At 55.3% G+C, this 17,210-nt stretch carries 18 protein-coding genes; 6 read left to right on the plus strand and 12 right to left on the minus strand.

Going from position 1 to position 17,210, the window contains the following annotated elements; all coding sequences use genetic code 11:
- Window position 1: 1 nt before the first annotated feature.
- Window positions 2–1,396 carry an MFS transporter gene (locus tag AAZT04_RS06330; RefSeq protein ID WP_115061032.1) on the minus strand — a complete coding sequence of 465 codons (1,395 nt, stop codon included), beginning with the start codon at window positions 1,394–1,396 and terminating at the stop codon, window positions 2–4.
- Between the two features lie 210 nt (window positions 1,397–1,606).
- Here AAZT04_RS06330 and kdgR point away from each other — a divergent pair, with 210 nt between their 5' ends.
- Complete coding sequence (gene kdgR / locus AAZT04_RS06335; protein ID WP_434679323.1) at window positions 1,607–2,398, plus strand: DNA-binding transcriptional regulator KdgR; 792 nt, start codon at window positions 1,607–1,609, stop codon at window positions 2,396–2,398.
- A 74-nt stretch (window positions 2,399–2,472) separates the two neighbouring features.
- Here kdgR and phnR read toward each other — a convergent pair whose 3' ends face one another.
- On the minus strand, window positions 2,473–3,192 hold the full coding sequence (gene phnR, locus AAZT04_RS06340; RefSeq protein ID WP_122079031.1) for a phosphonate utilization transcriptional regulator PhnR: 720 nt from the start codon (window positions 3,190–3,192) through the stop codon (window positions 2,473–2,475).
- 144 nt (window positions 3,193–3,336) lie between these two features.
- Between phnR and phnW the strand changes: the two genes are divergently transcribed.
- Together phnW and phnX are read left to right on the plus strand one after the other, a co-directional pair.
- Window positions 3,337–4,440, plus strand: coding sequence for a 2-aminoethylphosphonate--pyruvate transaminase (phnW, locus tag AAZT04_RS06345; protein WP_434679325.1), 1,104 nt, complete (start codon window positions 3,337–3,339; stop codon window positions 4,438–4,440).
- Window positions 4,441–4,448: 8 nt separating this feature from the next.
- Window positions 4,449–5,258, plus strand: coding sequence for a phosphonoacetaldehyde hydrolase (gene phnX / locus AAZT04_RS06350; RefSeq protein ID WP_434679327.1), 810 nt, complete (start codon window positions 4,449–4,451; stop codon window positions 5,256–5,258).
- Between the two features lie 66 nt (window positions 5,259–5,324).
- Here the strand turns inward: phnX and AAZT04_RS06355 are convergent, their stop codons facing one another.
- From AAZT04_RS06355 to AAZT04_RS06370, 4 genes are all read right to left on the minus strand, one after another.
- The gene (locus AAZT04_RS06355) at window positions 5,325–6,716 is read right to left on the minus strand and encodes an L-cystine transporter (protein WP_434679329.1); all 1,392 of its coding nucleotides are present in this window, start codon (window positions 6,714–6,716) and stop codon (window positions 5,325–5,327) included.
- Between the two features lie 183 nt (window positions 6,717–6,899).
- Complete coding sequence (locus tag AAZT04_RS06360; protein WP_020826560.1) at window positions 6,900–7,448, minus strand: metal-dependent hydrolase; 549 nt, start codon at window positions 7,446–7,448, stop codon at window positions 6,900–6,902.
- 396 nt (window positions 7,449–7,844) lie between these two features.
- On the minus strand, window positions 7,845–8,510 hold the full coding sequence (hxpB, locus tag AAZT04_RS06365) for a hexitol phosphatase HxpB (RefSeq protein ID WP_258089779.1): 666 nt from the start codon (window positions 8,508–8,510) through the stop codon (window positions 7,845–7,847).
- A 58-nt stretch (window positions 8,511–8,568) separates the two neighbouring features.
- Window positions 8,569–9,849, minus strand: coding sequence for a protease (locus tag AAZT04_RS06370; RefSeq protein WP_434679332.1), 1,281 nt, complete (start codon window positions 9,847–9,849; stop codon window positions 8,569–8,571).
- Between the two features lie 195 nt (window positions 9,850–10,044).
- Between AAZT04_RS06370 and AAZT04_RS06375 the strand changes: the two genes are divergently transcribed.
- The gene (locus AAZT04_RS06375; RefSeq protein ID WP_020826563.1) at window positions 10,045–10,605 is read left to right on the plus strand and encodes a YniB family protein; all 561 of its coding nucleotides are present in this window, start codon (window positions 10,045–10,047) and stop codon (window positions 10,603–10,605) included.
- Window positions 10,606–10,649: 44 nt separating this feature from the next.
- Here the strand turns inward: AAZT04_RS06375 and AAZT04_RS06380 are convergent, their stop codons facing one another.
- Complete coding sequence (locus AAZT04_RS06380) at window positions 10,650–11,519, minus strand: fructosamine kinase family protein (RefSeq protein WP_434679334.1); 870 nt, start codon at window positions 11,517–11,519, stop codon at window positions 10,650–10,652.
- Between the two features lie 260 nt (window positions 11,520–11,779).
- Between AAZT04_RS06380 and AAZT04_RS06385 the strand changes: the two genes are divergently transcribed.
- On the plus strand, window positions 11,780–12,229 hold the full coding sequence (locus AAZT04_RS06385) for a GNAT family N-acetyltransferase (protein WP_122079045.1): 450 nt from the start codon (window positions 11,780–11,782) through the stop codon (window positions 12,227–12,229).
- 37 nt (window positions 12,230–12,266) lie between these two features.
- Here the strand turns inward: AAZT04_RS06385 and AAZT04_RS06390 are convergent, their stop codons facing one another.
- The 5 genes from AAZT04_RS06390 to ghoS form a co-directional block, all read right to left on the minus strand.
- Window positions 12,267–13,127: a metal ABC transporter permease gene (locus AAZT04_RS06390; RefSeq protein ID WP_020826566.1), complete on the minus strand. Its 861-nt coding sequence runs from the start codon at window positions 13,125–13,127 to the stop codon at window positions 12,267–12,269.
- Window positions 13,127–13,987 (minus strand): iron/manganese ABC transporter permease subunit YfeC, encoded by an 861-nt coding sequence (yfeC, locus tag AAZT04_RS06395; RefSeq protein WP_046373759.1) that lies wholly within the window; start codon window positions 13,985–13,987, stop codon window positions 13,127–13,129. The genes AAZT04_RS06390 and yfeC overlap by 1 nt, the downstream gene beginning before the upstream one ends.
- Window positions 13,987–14,877, minus strand: a complete 891-nt coding sequence (locus AAZT04_RS06400) for a manganese/iron ABC transporter ATP-binding protein (RefSeq protein WP_020826568.1) — start codon at window positions 14,875–14,877, stop codon at window positions 13,987–13,989. The genes yfeC and AAZT04_RS06400 overlap by 1 nt, the downstream gene beginning before the upstream one ends.
- Entirely contained in the window at window positions 14,874–15,818 is a 945-nt protein-coding gene (locus AAZT04_RS06405) for a metal ABC transporter substrate-binding protein (protein ID WP_434679338.1), read from the minus strand. The genes AAZT04_RS06400 and AAZT04_RS06405 overlap by 4 nt, the downstream gene beginning before the upstream one ends.
- A 132-nt stretch (window positions 15,819–15,950) precedes the next feature.
- Window positions 15,951–16,250 (minus strand): type V toxin-antitoxin system endoribonuclease antitoxin GhoS, encoded by a 300-nt coding sequence (gene ghoS, locus AAZT04_RS06410; RefSeq protein ID WP_434679340.1) that lies wholly within the window; start codon window positions 16,248–16,250, stop codon window positions 15,951–15,953.
- Between the two features lie 109 nt (window positions 16,251–16,359).
- On the opposite strand from ghoS, the gene AAZT04_RS06415 reads away from it, so the two are divergent.
- Window positions 16,360–17,025, plus strand: a complete 666-nt coding sequence (locus AAZT04_RS06415) for a transglycosylase SLT domain-containing protein (protein WP_020826571.1) — start codon at window positions 16,360–16,362, stop codon at window positions 17,023–17,025.
- Window positions 17,026–17,210: the final 185 nt, after the last annotated feature.

Below are 17,210 nucleotides of genomic sequence, written 5' to 3' on the forward strand. Positions count from 1 at the left end.
GCTATTTGGCTTGCTCACGGTTTTCTACCGCTTGCGCACGCGGTTGGGTAATGCGCAGGCTGCTGACTGCCGCCGCCAGCGTGGCAAAGGTACCGGCCAGAATCAACGAAGCGTGGGTACCGGAAGTGGGGAACAAATTGAACATCAGTGCCACCAGTGCGGCACCGGAAGTCTGCCCCAATAAGCGGGCGGTACCCAACATGCCGCTGGCGCCGCCGCTGCGGTTGCGCGGGGCGGCGGAAATAATGGTGTGGTTATTGGGCGATTGAAACAGCCCGAAGCCGGCGCCGCACAGCACCATGCGCCAAATGATATCCAGATCGGAAGGGTTATGCGGCAGCAATGCCAGCAAGAATAACCCCAATGCAAACACCGCCAGGCCGATACAACCCAATAATCCGGCGTGGATCCGCTCCACCAGCCGCCCGGCCAATGGTGCCATGACGATAATCGCCAGCGGCCAGGGGGTCAGCAACAGCCCGGTGGCGACCTCATCGCGGCCCAGCGTCCCTTGCAGAAAGAAAGGTAACGAGACCATCGCCAGCATTTGTGCGGTAAAGGAACAAATTGAGGTGCCCATCGACAGGGCGAAAATCGGGATACGCAGCAGGTCTACCGGCAGCAGCGGAAATTCCTGGCGCAGCTGGCGGCGGACAAAGAAGAAGCCAATGACCAGCAGCGCGGCGATTTCACTGAAAATCAACGTCAGGCTCTGGCCCTGGGCAAAGCCACTGATGGCGGTGATCAGCAGCCCGAAAGTCAGGGCGTTCATCACCGCACTGGTTGGGTCGAAACGCTGATTGGTGCTCTTCTGACTATTGGCGGGAAGATATTTCATCCCCAGCAGCAACGCCACAATGCCGATCGGCAAGTTGATGGCAAACAACCATTGCCACGAGGCCACCGAGAGGATTGCCGCTGCCACCGTGGGCCCGGCGGCCGAAGAAAAGGCGACAATCAGCGAGTTGATGCCCATACCGCGTCCGAGAAAACGTTGCGGATAGATAATGCGGATCAGTGCGGTGTTGACGCTCATGATGGCGGCGGCGCCAAACCCCTGAAGCACGCGAGCAATAGTCAGTGTCGTCAGCGAGTCGGACAGCGCACAAAACAGTGAGGTCACGCTGAAGACCAGCAAACCGGCCTGATAGATGCGGCGATAGCCAATCAGATCGCCGAGCGAGGCCAGTGACAACAGGGAAATGGTGATGGCTAACTGATAGGCGTTCACCACCCAGATGGAGCTGGCCGGGCTGGCGTTCAGATCGCGGGCGATAGTCGGCAGGGCCACGTTGGCGATTGCGCCGTCGAGCACGGAAACGGTAATGCCGAGGGCAATGGCGAGGATTGCCCCATAGCGCTGCGGGACGGGGAGGCCGTCGGTACAAGAACGCATGTTGATCTCGAAGGTATTAATCCGGGGGAGTATTACCATGCTAATCATGTTCGTCTGCGATTGCATCCACAGTTTTCCGTTCAATTGTAATAACCGATGAGATCCCTGCGTGCATTCAGCCCAGCCGATTGCGTGGCTTCTGCGGTACCGCGTATACTGAAACCCTTGTTCAAATTTCTTAAAACACAAAAGCTGGGTAGGATTTTGACTATGGTGAACGCAGATCCAGATAAACAACCGGATGCGGTTTCCTCCGTGCTGAAGGTATTCGGTATCTTGCAGGCGCTGGGCGAAGAGCGTGAGATTGGCATTACTGAGCTTTCCCAGCGGGTGATGATGTCCAAAAGTACCGTATACCGTTTTCTTCAGACCATGAAGTCGTTGGGCTATGTGTCGCAGGAAGGGGAAACGGAAAAATATGCCCTGACGCTCAAGCTGTTTGAACTGGGTGCCAAGTCGTTGCAGAACGTCGATCTGATTCGTATTGCAGATGCTCAAATGCGTGAACTGTCGAATCACACCCGGGAAGCCATTCACCTTGGGGCGCTGGACGAAGACAGCATTGTATATATCCATAAAATCGACGCGCAATATAACCTGCGCATGTATTCACGCATCGGTCGGCGTAACCCGTTGCACAGTACCGCGATCGGTAAAGTGTTGTTGGCGTGGCGCGATAGGGCGGAAGTGGCGCAAATTCTGTCGCAGATTGAATTTACCCGCAGCACACCGAATACCCTGACCGATGCCGGGGCGCTGCTGTCGCTGTTGGATCAAGTGCATGAGCAAGGTGTGGGTGAGGACATCGAAGAGCAAGAAGAAGGGCTGCGCTGTATTGCGGTGCCGGTATTTGACCGCTTTGGCGTAGTGACCGCCGGCCTGAGCATTTCGTTCCCGTCGATTCGTTACTCTGAAGATGCCAGGGCAGATTACGTCAAACGTCTGCACACCGCCGCGCGCAACATTTCCGAGCAAATGGGCTATCACGACTACCCGTACTGATCCCGCCAGTTGAGCAAATCAAGGGCGCAGCCATTCACCGGCGGCGCCCTTTTTTGTTTGGCACAGTGCAGAGATCATAGCGTATCGACCTCAATGCGCAGGCTGTCATGTCGCCAGTATTCGATATCAAAATCGAGAATTCGCCCGTGCTGGTCGTAGTTTAACCGGCGTAGCAGCAGTGCGGGCAGGCCAACCATCGCGCCCAACGCAGTGGCGGCGGCGTATGGCAGGGCGGTAGGGTAAAACGACAGGTGCATCCGGTGGTAAATCAAATTGTACCGTTGCTGATAAATCTCGGTCAGGCTGCCGTTAAGATCCTGGTTGAGCAATTCAGGCACCCGCTGCGGCAGGCAGTGGTTCTCGCAATAGCAAATAGCCCGGCCGTCGGCATAGCGTACGCGGCGCAGCAGATAAATTGGGTCATTTGGCTCCAGCGCTAATGGTCGCATTACGTCGAGTGGCACCGCGGTTTTTTCGGCGGACAACAGCTCAGTGCGCGGCGTGCGCCCCTGCTCCTGGCATAACCGGTGGAAGTTGGTGTTCTGCGTCGGATCCAACCACAACCTTTCCGGCGTAACGAACCAACCCCTGCGGTCGGCGCGGTAGATGGCACCGGTGGCTTCCAACTGCGCCAGGCTTTCCCGTACGGTGACACGAGTAGTAGAGAAAATGGCGCACAGCTCACGTTCGGAAGGCAGCTTATCGCCCGCCTGCAGCGCGCCGCGAGTGATACGCGCCTGTAGCTGTTCCTTGATTTGCAGGTAGTGGGGCAACTCACCCAGATGTTCTTTCATTTCATCTCGCTATGGCATTACGGCACGCGCTCATTATACATGCGCAGATGAATTTTTTGTTTCACCTGCGGTTGGCGTTTGACCCGAAGGCCGGGTTGCGGTCAGTATAATACTCATCTGGTATAGACCAATTAGGTGAATGAAATGTCTGAGCACGATTATTTGCTGTTAACCCCTGGCCCGTTGACCACCTCAAAAACGGTGAAGGAAGCGATGCTGTTCGATAGCTGTACCTGGGATGAAGATTACAACCTGGGCGTGGTGCAGAGCATTCGTCAGAAGCTCGAGGCGCTGGCGACTCGGTCAACGGGCTACACCTCGGTGTTATTGCAAGGCAGCGGCAGTTTTGCGGTCGAAGCGGTATTGGGCACGGTAATGGGGCCGCAGGACAAATTGCTGATCGTCAATAACGGCGCTTATGGTGCGCGGATGATCGAAATGGCCCGGTTGATGGACATCAATCACTATGCGTTCAACTGTGGTGAAGTGAATGAGCCGGATGTTGAGGCGATGGAGGCGGTATTGAAAGGCGATGCAGGCATCAGCCATATCGCCATGGTGCATTGTGAAACCACCACGGGAATGCTGAATCCGCTGCAGCGCGTCTCAGGTCTGGCGGCGCGAAATGGCAAAACCCTGATCGTGGATGCGATGAGCAGTTTCGGCGGTATCCCGCTGGATGTCGATGCGCTGGGCATTGATTATCTGATCAGCTCGGCAAATAAATGCATTCAGGGCGTGCCGGGTTTCGCCTTTGTTATTGCCCGCCGCAATGAGCTGAATAAGTGCGCTGGGCGCTCGCGTTCGCTGTCGTTGGATCTGTATGCCCAGTGGCGCTGTATGGAAGATAACGCCGGCAAATGGCGCTTTACCTCGCCGACGCATACGGTGCTGGCGTTTGCTCAGGCGCTGCGCGAGCTGGAGCAAGAAGGGGGGATCGATGCCCGCCACGCTCGTTACCGGGCAAACCAGCAGCGGCTGGTGGCTGGGATGCGCGCGCTGGGGTTCGAAACCTTGTTGGAGGATGATTTGCACTCGCCGATCATCACCGCGTTCTATTCCCCGAAGGCCGACACTTACCGTTTTACCGAGTTCTATCAGCGCCTGAAACAGCAGGGCTTTGTCATCTATCCGGGCAAGGTATCGCAGAGCGACTGCTTCCGCATTGGCAATATCGGCGAAGTTTACCCGCAGGATATCGAACGTTTGCTGGCCGCGGTCGGGCAGGCAATGTACTGGAAGCAATGAGGATGAGCATGAGTCAGATTAACGCAGTGATACTCGACTGGGCCGGCACCACGGTAGATTTCGGCTCCTTTGCGCCAACGCAGATTTTTGTTGAAGCCTTTAAGCAGACCTTTGATATCGACATCAGCCTGGCGGAGGCGCGCATTCCGATGGGGTTGGGCAAATGGCAGCACATTGAGGCTTTGGGCAAATTGCCCGAGGTGGATGCGCGTTGGCGCCAGCAGTTGGGCCGCTCCATGAGTCATCAGGACATTGACGCGCTGTATCAGGCTTTTATGCCGTTGCAAATCGCCAAGGTGGTCGACTTTGCCGATCCGATTGAGGGTGTGCCACAGGTGATTGCTGCATTGCGTGAGCAGGGCATCAAGATAGGTTCCTGTTCGGGCTATCCGCGGGCGGTGATGGAGGTGCTGGCGCCAGTAGCGGCGCTGCGAGGTTACGCGCCGGATCACTGGGTTGCGACTGACGATTTGGCTGCTGGTGGGCGTCCAGGCCCGTGGATGGCGCTGCAAAACGTGATTACGCTGGCTATCGATTCGGTGGCGCACTGTGTGAAAGTGGATGATGCAGTGCCGGGCATCAGCGAAGGATTGAATGCAGGCATGTGGAGCATCGGGCTGGCGCTGTCGGGTAACGAGTTTGGGGCTACCTGGCAGGAATACCAACAAATGAGTGAGTCGGAAGTTAACAAGCGGCGCGCTTTGGCAACCGATAAACTGTATTCCGCCGGTGCGCACTACGTGGTTGATACATTGGCACAACTGCCGGATGTGATTGCTGAAATCAATCAGCGACTGGCGGCGGGCGAACGGCCCTGAGTGGATTGCAGATATAAAAAAAACCGGGGCTGCGAACAAGCCCCGGTTTTTTATTGCCGACGAGATTTACTGGTGAGCCAGTTCCACTTCGTCTTCACTGTCCATAATGGACTTGTCTGTTTGCTTCATCAGTTGGCTGGTGATGGTACCCGCAGCCATAGAGCCGTTGACGTTCAGTGCGGTACGGCCCATGTCGATCAGCGGTTCAACGGAGATCAGCAGGGCAACCAGCGTCACTGGCAGACCCATTGCCGGCAGCACGATCAGCGCAGCGAAAGTCGCGCCGCCACCCACGCCGGCTACACCGGCGGAGCTGATGGTGACGATACCGACCAGGGTCGCGATCCACACCGGGTCCAGCGGGTTAATCCCGACGGTTGGGGCCACCATCACCGCCAGCATCGCTGGGTACAAGCCTGCACAGCCGTTCTGGCCAATGGTGGCGCCGAACGAGGCCGAGAAGCTGGCAATGGATTCCGGTATGCCCAGACGACGGGTCTGCGCTTCAACGTTCAGCGGAATGCTGGCGGCGCTGGAGCGGCTGGTAAAGGCGAAAGTGATGACCGGCCATACCTTGCGGAAGAACTTCAGCGGATTAACGCCTGTGAAGGCCAGCAGGGCAGCGTGCACCGCAAACATGATCGCCAGACCCAGATATGAAGCCACGACGAAGCTACCCAGTTTGATGATGTCGTGAACGTTAGAGCCGGCAACCACTTTGGTCATCAGCGCCAGAACGCCATACGGAGTCAGTTTCATCACCAGACGCACCAGCTTCATCACCCAGGCCTGCAGGGTGTCGATGGCGACCAGCACGCGCTCACCTTTTGGCTTGTCGTCTTTCAGCAGCTGCAGCGACGCCACACCCAGGAAGGTCGCGAAGATTACCACGCTGATGATCGAGGTAGGGCTGGCACCGGTCAAATCGGCGAACGGGTTTTTAGGAATGAAGGACAGCACCATCTGCGGTACGGTCAGGTCGGCCAGTTTGCCCACATAGTTGCTTTGGATTGCGGACAGACGCGCACTTTCCTGCGCCCCCTGCACCAAGCCTTCAGCGGTCAGACCGAACAGGTTAGTTACCAGCACGCCCACCAGCGCCGAAATCAGCGTGGTGAACAACAGGGTGCCGATAGTCAGGAAGCTGATTTTCCCCAGGGAAGAGGCGTTATGCAGCTTGGCGACCGCGCTCAGAATCGAGGCGAAGACCAGCGGCATGACAATCATTTGCAGCAGTTGCACATAGCCGTTACCGACGATGTTGAACCAGCTGATGGATTCTTTCAGTACCGGATTGTCCGAACCGTACACCAGCTGCAGTGCCAAACCGAACACCACACCCATGACCAGGCCGACCAGTACCTTTTTCGCCAGGCTCCATTGCTTATGGCGGCTTTGCGCCAACAGAAAAAGGAGGGCGACAAAAATCACCACGTTAATAACCAGCGGAAAATTCATCCCCAATGTCTCCAAAATTTTTTCTTATATGAAAATGGCTATGCACCATGGCGTAGCGATACTAAATATCGTAACAGTTTGCTTAACGGCTCACTTATATCCAAATGGAATTTTATATAACTCATTGCGTAAATTTGTTTAATTTATGCACTCTTTGGTTATTAAATGTCCGCTTTTATGTGATCACAGTCTGATATTTTTTATTTGCTCAAAATAAGACTGCACTGGGATGGTGCATCCGCCCTGCCAATAGATAGCGAAAGCTACCAGGCACAGGCACAGGGCGCGCTCAAGCTGATTGCCTTTCTGAGAATTTAGCAGCGGCAGACGAAAACGCCAGCGGCATGGCCAGAGTAAGGGGACGCCGGCGGGAGTGAGCATATCCGCCAGCAGATGGCTGAAGTAACCGATGATCATGGCATGCAAGACGTCGGCCGGAATCGGCCAACTGCGCGGCACGTCAAGCTGAAACAACGCCATACCGCCGGCGATCGCCAGCAGGCTATGGGTAAAACCGCGGTGGCCGAAGGCGCGCGATATCGGAATGGCAATCCAGCGCAAACGTTGGCCCAGTACCGACTTGGGGTGATCGATATCGGGCAGCAGTGAGGTCAACAGCGCGGCAGGGATGATGTGCCACCAGTCGCCCGTTGCCAGCTCTGGGGTCACCTCGGCCTTCTTGGCGAAAATCGCGCAAGCGACAGAAAAAATAAGATGTCCTTCCGCGGTCATACTGCTGTTCCGGCTGATAAACTGTTAATTTATCCAGTATATGGGAAAATTCCCAGTAGTGGAAGCAGTTACCCTGTAACCAATTGTTTATTTTTCCCGGTTTTACAACGGCTTGTTACTTAAATGGTCAAGTGCTGTACGCTTTTGCTGCGGTAAGGGGATGGGCGTGGGGGAAAGCGCCGGACGACAGGGTAAGGCTGCGTGGCAGTGACAGCCTGTGCCTAACGTCCGGCGACTTTCTTGAACTGCAGCATAATGAGGCCGCTACAGTAACTCAATAAAAATGAAATAATGTTTTATTTATTTTATGACGTGCAGCCAGATTTTGAACTTAAGCAACGAAATGACGGGAGAAGTCAGGTTGGCGGCACCGGCAGTAAGCCGATGCCGTGAAAATCAGGCCAGATGATCGGAGGTCAGTTGCTCAAGGGAATCGAGCTTGTGGTCGGCCAGCGCCCAACGGCCATCATGGCGATACTCGTGCGCAGGGATCACGATAGAACGCATCCTCGCGGCCTTGGTGGCAATCATGCCGTTGAACGAGTCTTCCAGCGTTATACAGCGCAGGGGATCGCTGCCCAGGCGCTCGGCGGCGATCAGGTACACTTCCGGGTGCGGCTTGCTGTAAGGCAAGTATTCGGCGGAGACAAGTTGATCAAAGTAGCCTTCGAGGTCAAACATCTGCAGCACCTGTTGTTGCATGTGCAGCGGTGAGGCGGAGGCCAGGCCAATATTCAGATCCAGGCTGCGGCACAGCTCAAGCGCCTGTTGGACGCCAGGCAGCAGGGGGCGTTTTTCACGCACCAGCTCGATGGCGCGCTCGATAATACGTACAGAGACTTCTTCTTGCGACACCCCTTGCCACGGCATGGCCTGGTACCACATCTTCACCACCAGATCGATGCGCAGACCCAGGGTATCCGGCAGTTTGTGGCGGTCTGACAAATCCAGCCCCAGTGCGCCAAAGATATCCAGCTCTGCCTGTAGCCACAGCGGTTCTGAATCGATCAATAAACCGTCCATATCAAAAATAGCGGTTTCAATGCGTTGCGAATAGGCCATTATCGGTTAACTCCTGCCGGTGAATGTGCCCGACACTTTAACATCGCCGGCGTTGAGACTAAAATTTTTGCCTGCGTGGCTGAGCCTTGCCGAAACGCAAGATGCGCCACATCTCCTGCACTTTTAGCCACCAGCGCTGATGCTGGCGTTCGGTGACCTGTTGCAGCATGCGGGCATAATCAAGCACCAACCCCGGTGTCCAGGTCATGCTTTCGCCACGGCTACGCAGCACCGCCAACATCCACAGGTTGGGATCGAGTATCAGCAACAGGAAACGCCGCCACAGATGTTTATCGCCCAGTACGCCTTCCAGCGCGCTATCGAGCGCCTGAATAACCGTGGTGGAGCAGTTGCGACGAGTCAGATTGTAAGTGGCATCCTGACGATAACGCTGCCAGAAGGCGCGTAATGCCGTCGGGTTGTAACGGCGAAACTGTATTCTTTTGTCAGGGGGGCACCAGGCTGCCACTTCCTGTTGCAAATCGGGCAGAAAGCGTCCGTCGACGTTGTTTTGTTCGCCGGAGTGCAATAGCCGGCGGAAATCTTGTGCAGACTGGCTGATTTCGTTAAGCGGATAGTGGCTGATATACACGTCCGGTGCCAACGCCAGGGCGGCATGGCCAGTGGATATATTGCCGCTGCCGTCCACCGCCGCGATATAGCGATCGACGATGTAACGCCTGCGGGCATCTTTTGCCGATCCTGTCGGTGTCCAGACATACACCCTGAGCGGATTAGCGTCATTGGTTTGCGGCTGAGTGGCTAACTGCGGGTTCTGATTTAGCGAGAAGCTTTCCAGCCTGCGGGCAATGCGTAGCAGTGCCCAGCCGGAAAGCAGGATCATCACGCCGATACAAAAAGGAACCGTCATCCGATGCGGCACCGGCCAGCCAATAAAAATCATCAGCGAAAGCAGTATTTCGCCGCTGCCCGCCAGCGCGACCGGTTTCCAGCGGCTGTGCTGGATCACCGTAGAAGAAGCAATGCGAACCGCACCGTCAAGCAGTAGCGCACTGCCAAACACCAGCGTGGCGACGATGTTGTCGTCGGCGGGCACGTCCCATACTAAAAAGGCCAGAAACAAAAAGCCCAATCCCTTCAGTAACACCGGGCGACTGGCGGATGAGCCGATCACCAGTGCGGCGGAAATCGCCACTAATCCCTCCAGCGCCAGCAGTACCGCCAGCGCATCCAACGCCAGCACCGAACGCCCGTCCTGAAGTACATCGAACAGCATCAGCGCGCCTACGGCGATCCACGCCCAGCCGAACAGCATTAGCAGGCGGCGTTGCCCCCGCAGCGCTTGCGCACCCAGCAATAAGATAATCAGCCGAATCATGAAGGCCCCTGTTTAAACGGTTTGATTTAACTATATAACTATTTACCGGCAACGCGCGCTCGCTGTTAAGCTGTTGATTTAGGATAATCCCGGCTACGCTTGTAGCACAGCAGTGCTGAAGAAAACGGTGGGCGAGTTTCAATAACTACAGGTAGACTTAGCCCATTACGGTTACGTCGCTTACAAGGGGAACACATGACGTATCAACAGGCTGGGCGCATTGCCATTTTAAAACGTATTCTTGGCTGGGTGGTTTTCATCCCTGCGTTACTGTCAACGCTGATCTCGCTGCTGATGTTTGTGTATCAACACAGCGAAAAGACCAAAGGCATCAACGCAGTAATGCTGGATTTCGTTCACGTAATGGTAGATATGGTGCGCTTTAACACCCCGTTCCTGAATATCTTCTGGTATAACTCGCCGGTACCGGACGTAGAAAAAAGCCTGTTCAGCGGCGCGAACCTGATGTTTATCATCATTTATATTCTGATTTTTGTCGGGCTGGCGCTGCAGGCCTCTGGCGCACGTATGTCACGTCAGGTGAAGTTTATCCGTGAAGGCCTGGAAGACCAGATGATCCTCGAACAGGCTAAAGGCAGCGAAGGGCATACGCGAGCGCAGTTGGAAGAGCGCATTACGCTGCCGCACCATACCATCTTGCTGCAATACTTCCCGCTGTACATTTTGCCGGTGGTGATTGCGGTGATTGGCTGGTTTGTGATCAAGCTGCTCGGCCAACTGGCCGGGGCGGCCTGATAACGGCTGCTCATTAAAAAGGCGCTGATTTCAGCGCCTTTATTTTATCGGGACTCTGGATGCAGCAACGCTTCCACCGCGCGTTGGGCCCGAACCAGATGCTGCCCGCCGAACAGGTTACTGCGGTTGAGCAGGTAATACAGTTGATACAGCGGCTGACGTTCGATAAAGCCGCTCTCTAACGGCCAGACGCTCTGGTAGCCGTCGTAAATCTGCGGCGGCAGTTCCGGATACAGCGGCAGCATGGCCAAATCACACTCTCTGTCGCCCCAATAGCAGGCCGGATCGAACAGCAGTGGGCCGTCGGCGGTCATTGCGCAGTTGGCCGGCCACAAATCCCCGTGCAGAAGAGAAGGTTGCGGCTGATGATGCTGCAAACGCACATACACGATGTCGACAATCTCATCGATATCCCCAAAGGTCATGCCTTTCTCTGCCGCCATCTGCAGTTGCCAGCCAATGCGCTGTTCGGCAAAAAACTCTGACCAGCGGCGCTGCCAGGCGTTGGGCTGTGGGGTGGTGGACAGGTCGTTGTCGAAGTCGAGGCCAAACTGCGGCTGTTCGCTCCACTTGTGTAAATGGGCCAGCTGTTGTCCAAGACAGTGAGCGCCATGGGCGTCTAAAGGTTTCAGGGTTTGGTATTCCAGCAGCAAGAAGCTGTAATCGCGATCGCTGCCTACGCCGTACACCTGCGGAACCCGCACGGTTTTACTGCGCGCCAGCAAGGCCAACTGGTCGGCTTCGGCGGTGAAGATGGGCAACAGTTCGCGAACGTCGCATTTGACAAACACCTGATTGTCACCATAACTCACGCGCCACGCCGGATGGATTTCTCCCCCGGGCAGTTCGGTCCTTTCGCGGATTTCTGCGCTGCCAAGATGTTCACTTAACAGACGGCTAACGGCTTGCCACATGGTACACCCCCTCTGTGTTGCCTGCGAATTCATTAGGTTAGCGTCTTTAGCCCTGTGAAAACACGACCTGGCGCACAGCTGGCACCAACAACCGGCGATTTTATCGCCATCGCATTTGCTCAAAGTATATACGCTATTGATTAATTTAAGTACGACGTCTGTTGCAACTTGGCGGCGTGAGAGCGATGTTTATAAGGTCGTCAGCTATTACGGCAGGGGCAGGATTCAGATAACTATCATTATCAATGAGATGAACAACAATGGAGCAAAACCGGCAGTGGCACCGAGGGGAATACCGGATCAACTGCGATACAAGTGAACTGAACCTCTCCTTTACTCACGCATTTTTGACCACTTCAAGCTGGGCGAGCGGCATTTCGTTGCCGACGGTGCAGTTGTCTATCGACAATAGCCTGTGCTTTGGCCTGTACCATCAACACCAGCAGATTGGTTTTGCGCGTCTGGTGACGGATTACGCCACTTTTGGCTATCTGTGCGATGTGTTTGTCTCCCCGGACTACCAGGGACAAGGGTTAGCGCGTTGGTTGATGGACTGCACGCTGGAGCACCCGGTGTTGCAGCGGCTGCGGCGGATTATGCTGGTGACCGGTACTGCGCCGTGGTTGTATCAAAAGGTGGGTTATGAAGCGATAAACCGCGAGGATTTTGTCTGGCATATTGTCCGACCTGATATCTATCAGCAGGCGTAATGAGCAGCGGCGGGGCCATTAGGCACCGCCGCCTGTTTCAAGGTTTTGCGTCGAGCATTCCATTTTCGTGACGTTGTAACGGTTTAAATTTACTGTAGAGCAGGGCGAACACGAACAGAATGGCCTGGACTATCACAATGCAGGGGCCGGTGGCACCGTCAATGTGGAAGCTGATCAAGGTGCCGAGTACGCAGGAGAACACAGACACCACCGTGGCGACTATCAGCATGCGGTCGAAGCTGCGGCACAGCATGAAGGCAATGATGCCTGGAGCAATCAACATCGCAATCACCAGAATGACCCCGACGGCCTGCAATGAGGCGACAATCGTCAGCGCCAGCAGGCACAGCAGCCCGTAGTGCAACAGTTTCACCGGCAGGCCAATCACCCTGGCATGGTTGGGATCAAAACAGTAGAGCATCAAATCTTTGCGTTTCAGCAACACCACCAGCAGCGTAATGCCAGCCATCAGCAACGTCTGCTTCAGCTCTGCATCGGTAATGCCCAGCATATTGCCGAACAGAATGTGGCTGAGGTGCTGATCGGTATCGATACGGGAAAACAGCACCAGGCCAAAGGCAAACATGCCGGAGAAAACGATCCCCATTACCGTGTCCTCTTTCACCCGGCTGTTTTCTTTCAGGTAACCGGTGGCCACCGCACAGAAAATACCGGAGAAGAAGGCACCTATCACCACCGGAATGCCGAGCACGAACGCCACCACGATACCGGGCAGCACCGCATGCGAGATGGCGTCACCCATCAGCGACCAGCCTTTGAGCACCAGATAGCAAGAGAGCACCGCACACACCACGCCGGTCACGATGGCGGCCAGGATTGCCCGCTGCATAAAGGGATAGGCGAAGGGCTCGCTGAGCAGTTGATACAGGGTTTCCATCAGTGGCCTCCGGTCTGTTCACGTGCCACGCGGCGTTTGGACGCCAGTAGCCCATGTTTGGGGGCGAAGAAAAAGGCTGCCAGGAATACCAGCGTTTGCAGAGTCACGATCACCCCGCCGGTAGCCCCGTCGAGGAAGAAGCTGAGGTAAGCGCCAAGGCCGCTGGTTAGTGCGCCAATCACGATGGCGATAATCACCAACCGGCTGAAGCGGTCTGTCAGCAGGTAGGCGGTAGCCCCCGGCGTGATCACCATGGCGATCACCAAAATGGCGCCAACGGTTTGCAATGCCGCTACGGTGCAGGCGCTGAGCAAGGTGAAGAACAGGATCTTTAACCGCAGCGGCGACAGGCCGATAGAAACTGCGTGGTTTTCGTCAAAGAACACTGCCAGTAAGTCTTTCCACACCAGACACAAGATCAGTAGCGAAACGCCGATGATAATCTCGACCTGCAATACGTCTTCATCGGCGATGCCGAGGATATTGCCGAAGATAATCGACTGGACGTTAACCGACGTCGGGTTTAGCGACACAATCAACAGGCCTACGGCGAAAAAGGTGGAAAAGATAAAGCCGATAATGGCGTCTTCACGCAGGCGAGTCACGTGGCGCACCAACGTCATTGCCAGCGCGGCCAGCATGCCGGTGAAGAAGGCTCCGGCGGCGTAGGGCAGGCCTAGCGCATAGGCCCCGGCAACGCCGGGTACCACCGAGTGCGACAGTGCGTCCCCCATCAGCGACCAGCCCTTTAGCATCAGGTAGGCCGAAAGGAACGCGCAGGCGGCGCCGACGATGGCGCTGACCCAAATGGCTTTGACCATGTAGTTGTAACTGAAGGGTTGCAGCAGAAGTTCCAGCATCAGGGTTGTTTCTCCTTCGGCTGGCTTTGCGCCGGCGGATCGCTCTTGGTATGGCCGTAGAACACCGCTGGCCGCTCGTCATCGGTCAATACCGTGACCGTGCGCGGATCGTTGTCGTCGTGCAGATCCGGGCCTGACAGATTGATATGGCGCAGTACGCCGCCAAACGCCTGTTCCAGGTTGCTTTGGGTAAAGGTGGTTTCTGTTGGGCCGGCAGCCAGCACCGTGCGGTTAATCAGGATCACCCGATCGCAAAATTCCGGTACGCTCCCCAGGTTATGGGTTGAAACCAGGATCAGGTGGCCTTCATCACGCAGTGCGCGCAGCAGATCGATAATGGCGTTCTCGGTTTTGACGTCGACCCCGGTGAAAGGCTCGTCCAGCAGCAGAACGCTGCCTTGTTGCGCCAGTGCCCGCGCCAGAAAGACGCGTTTTTTCTGCCCGCCGGAAAGCTCGCCGATCTGGCGAGTACGCAGCTCACTCAGCCCAACGCGCTCCAGCGCCTTGTCCACTCGCAGCCGGTCTTCTTTTGAAGGAATACGCAGGAAGTTCATCTTGCCGTAACGGCCCATCATGACGACATCTTCCACCAGCACTGGGAAATTCCAGTCAACGTCCTCGGTTTGCGGCACGTAAGCAATAACGTTTTTCTTCAATGCCTGCGCGACTGGCTGCTCGTTGAGCTGTACGCGGCCCGTGGTGGGCCGCACCAGGCCCATAATGCTTTTGAACAAGGTCGATTTACCGCTGCCGTTGACGCCAACCAGGGCGCAGATGGCACCGCCGCTCAGGGTAAAGCTGGCGTTGTGGATCGCGGTATGGCCGTTGTTGTAGGTCACGGTAACGTCGTCCACGCTCAACTCAGGGCGGACAAAAACCTCACTTGTCATTGATCAAATCCTTTGGCAATGGTTTGTACGGTGACGTTGAGCAGGTCGATATAGGTCGGTACCGGGCCATCCTGGGTGGACAGAGAGTCGACATAGAGCACGCCGCCGTATTTTGCGCCGGTTTCTTTCGCGACCTGCTTGGCCGGTTTGTCTGAAATAGTGCTTTCGCTGAACACCACCGGGATGTGGTTGGCACGCACGGCGTCAATCACCCGGCGAACCTGCTGCGGTGAACCTTGTTCATCGGCGTTGATCGGCCACAGATAAACTTCTTTCAACTGATAGTCTTTGGCCAGATAGATGAAGGCGCCCTCGCTGGTCACCAGCCAACGCTGGGCTTCCGGAATGCGAGACAGGCGTTCGCGCAGCGGGGCATCCAGCGCGGCAATTTTGGCAGCGTAGGTTTTAGCATTGCGATTGTAAGTTTCTGCATTGGCCGGGTCGTACTGCACCAGCGCTTTGCGGATATTTTCGATGTACACCTGCGCATTGCTGGCAGACATCCAGGCATGTGGATTCGGGTTGCCGTTATAAGGCCCTTCGCGGATCGGCAGCGGGGTGATGCCCTCGGTGACCACGGCCGCAGGCACCTGTTTAATGTTCTCGAAGAAGCGTTGGAACCAGCGTTCCAGATTCATACCGTTCCACAGGATCAGGTCGGCGTGCTGCGCTTTGACGATGTCGCGTGGTGTAGGCTGGTAATCATGGATCTCTGCACCCGGTTTGGTGATCGACTCCACTACGGCGGCGTCACCGGCTACGTTCTGGGCAATGTCCTGAATAATGGTGAAAGTGGTCACCACGCGCAGCTTCTTTTCCGCCAACTCGGCATGGCTGGCAAGGCTGGCGGTCAACAACAGACACAGCAGGGCGAAAGGGCGGAAGTAGGCCCTGTTCTTAACGAGGGATAGGCGGGGAAAAGCGCGTTGTTTCAAAAACATGGTGACATCTCCTGGCTCAAATGAAAATGATTATCAATATCAATTAGAGCAAAGTCAAGCGTCACCTGCAGGCAAACTGCCGGTTATTTCCACAGCGAAGCGAAATAATACCCAGCAGTGAGTTATAGCATTTTATGTATCAGTATGTAACCGCTTTACGTAGTCCTCATAGGTGACGATGTCGACCTCCGGCGCCTTGCTCAAGGCCACCTGACCAAGCTTCTGGGCCAATTGCCGTACATCCTCTTGATCCAGTGGGGTTATTAACGCAAAACTGTTGCTGCCCAGCTCGTGCGGAACGCCATTTTCGTCGGCCACTGACGTGACAAATCCCTGCAGGGTTAATTGTCCTGTCAGCTTGGCTAAATCAGCTAATCCTTCTTCCTGATAGCGAAAAGTGACCACAAAACACGTCGTTGCAGATTGACTCATAAATCACCTCTTGGTATACGAGTAGCTTGAGAATAGACCAAAAAAACCGTACAGGCGTCCTTACAAGTTGTATATGCTACGCAACTCATTGAAAGGAGTGAGGGATTCTGTGAAAACAAAAATAGGTTGCCTGACGGCAATTTTGCTTTTGTCGGGGTGCGCCAAAGACCCGCAAACAGCAACTAATAATTCAGGCAGTGGCACATCGCGTGGCGGTTGGTTAAAGACCCCCCCGCAGGCACCGGTTAACCGCACGGGGACACCGATAGCCTACAACGATTACATTCGTCAGGCAGCCAGCAGCTATGGCGTTGACGAAACGCTGATTAAAGCGATTATTCAGGTGGAGTCCGGGTTTAACCCGAACGCAGTCAGCACCTCGAACGCAGTGGGATTAATGCAGCTGAAGCCTTCAACCGCCGGGCGTGATGCCTATCGTTTAAAAGGAAGAAGCGGGCAACCAAGCTCGCGTGAGTTGAAGGATCCGGCGGTCAATATTGATCTGGGAACGGCCTATATCAATATTCTTCAAAGCCAGCAGCTAGCCGGGATCAACAACCCACAGACGTTGCGTTACGCCACCATCGTTTCCTACGTGAATGGGGCGGGCGCTATGCTACGCACTTTCTCATCGGACAAGCGTGTGGCGGTGAACCGCATCAACCAAATGAGCCCGGATGAGTTTTATCAACACATCCAGAAAAAGCATCCTGCCCCGCAGGCGCCACGCTATCTCTGGAAAGTGACCACCGCCTACCAAGCGATGTCACCCTAGCCAAGATTTTTTCGTAAAACCGGCCGCGTCAGCAGCCGGTTTTTTATTGGCTTACGCTAAATTCGCGACACATCTCTCATTTTTCGTTATTTCCCATCCTGTTACCTAAAAAACCGCACGAATCGTTAACTTTACATTACCCATCAAATCTTTACGTTTATTCAATAAGTTACCGGTAACATTTT

Origin of the sequence: Serratia sp. Je.1.23.a, from assembly GCF_051129805.1 — a bacterium.
Taxonomy (GTDB): domain Bacteria; phylum Pseudomonadota; class Gammaproteobacteria; order Enterobacterales; family Enterobacteriaceae; genus Serratia; species Serratia liquefaciens.

Excerpts from the sequence above, each read along its gene's own strand:
- AAZT04_RS06330 (WP_115061032.1), bottom strand. The coding sequence starts at position 1,396 with ATGCGTTCTTGTACCGACGGCCTCCCCGTCCCGCAGCGCTATGGGGCA.
- kdgR (WP_434679323.1), top strand. The coding sequence starts at position 1,607 with ATGGTGAACGCAGATCCAGATAAACAACCGGATGCGGTTTCCTCCGTG.
- phnR (WP_122079031.1), bottom strand. The coding sequence starts at position 3,192 with ATGAAAGAACATCTGGGTGAGTTGCCCCACTACCTGCAAATCAAGGAA.
- phnW (WP_434679325.1), top strand. The coding sequence starts at position 3,337 with ATGTCTGAGCACGATTATTTGCTGTTAACCCCTGGCCCGTTGACCACC.
- phnX (WP_434679327.1), top strand. The coding sequence starts at position 4,449 with ATGAGTCAGATTAACGCAGTGATACTCGACTGGGCCGGCACCACGGTA.
- AAZT04_RS06355 (WP_434679329.1), bottom strand. The coding sequence starts at position 6,716 with ATGAATTTTCCGCTGGTTATTAACGTGGTGATTTTTGTCGCCCTCCTT.
- AAZT04_RS06360 (WP_020826560.1), bottom strand. The coding sequence starts at position 7,448 with ATGACCGCGGAAGGACATCTTATTTTTTCTGTCGCTTGCGCGATTTTC.
- hxpB (WP_258089779.1), bottom strand. The coding sequence starts at position 8,510 with ATGGCCTATTCGCAACGCATTGAAACCGCTATTTTTGATATGGACGGT.
- AAZT04_RS06370 (WP_434679332.1), bottom strand. The coding sequence starts at position 9,849 with ATGATTCGGCTGATTATCTTATTGCTGGGTGCGCAAGCGCTGCGGGGG.
- AAZT04_RS06375 (WP_020826563.1), top strand. The coding sequence starts at position 10,045 with ATGACGTATCAACAGGCTGGGCGCATTGCCATTTTAAAACGTATTCTT.
- AAZT04_RS06380 (WP_434679334.1), bottom strand. The coding sequence starts at position 11,519 with ATGTGGCAAGCCGTTAGCCGTCTGTTAAGTGAACATCTTGGCAGCGCA.
- AAZT04_RS06385 (WP_122079045.1), top strand. The coding sequence starts at position 11,780 with ATGGAGCAAAACCGGCAGTGGCACCGAGGGGAATACCGGATCAACTGC.
- AAZT04_RS06390 (WP_020826566.1), bottom strand. The coding sequence starts at position 13,127 with ATGGAAACCCTGTATCAACTGCTCAGCGAGCCCTTCGCCTATCCCTTT.
- yfeC (WP_046373759.1), bottom strand. The coding sequence starts at position 13,987 with ATGCTGGAACTTCTGCTGCAACCCTTCAGTTACAACTACATGGTCAAA.
- AAZT04_RS06400 (WP_020826568.1), bottom strand. The coding sequence starts at position 14,877 with ATGACAAGTGAGGTTTTTGTCCGCCCTGAGTTGAGCGTGGACGACGTT.
- AAZT04_RS06405 (WP_434679338.1), bottom strand. The coding sequence starts at position 15,818 with ATGTTTTTGAAACAACGCGCTTTTCCCCGCCTATCCCTCGTTAAGAAC.
- ghoS (WP_434679340.1), bottom strand. The coding sequence starts at position 16,250 with ATGAGTCAATCTGCAACGACGTGTTTTGTGGTCACTTTTCGCTATCAG.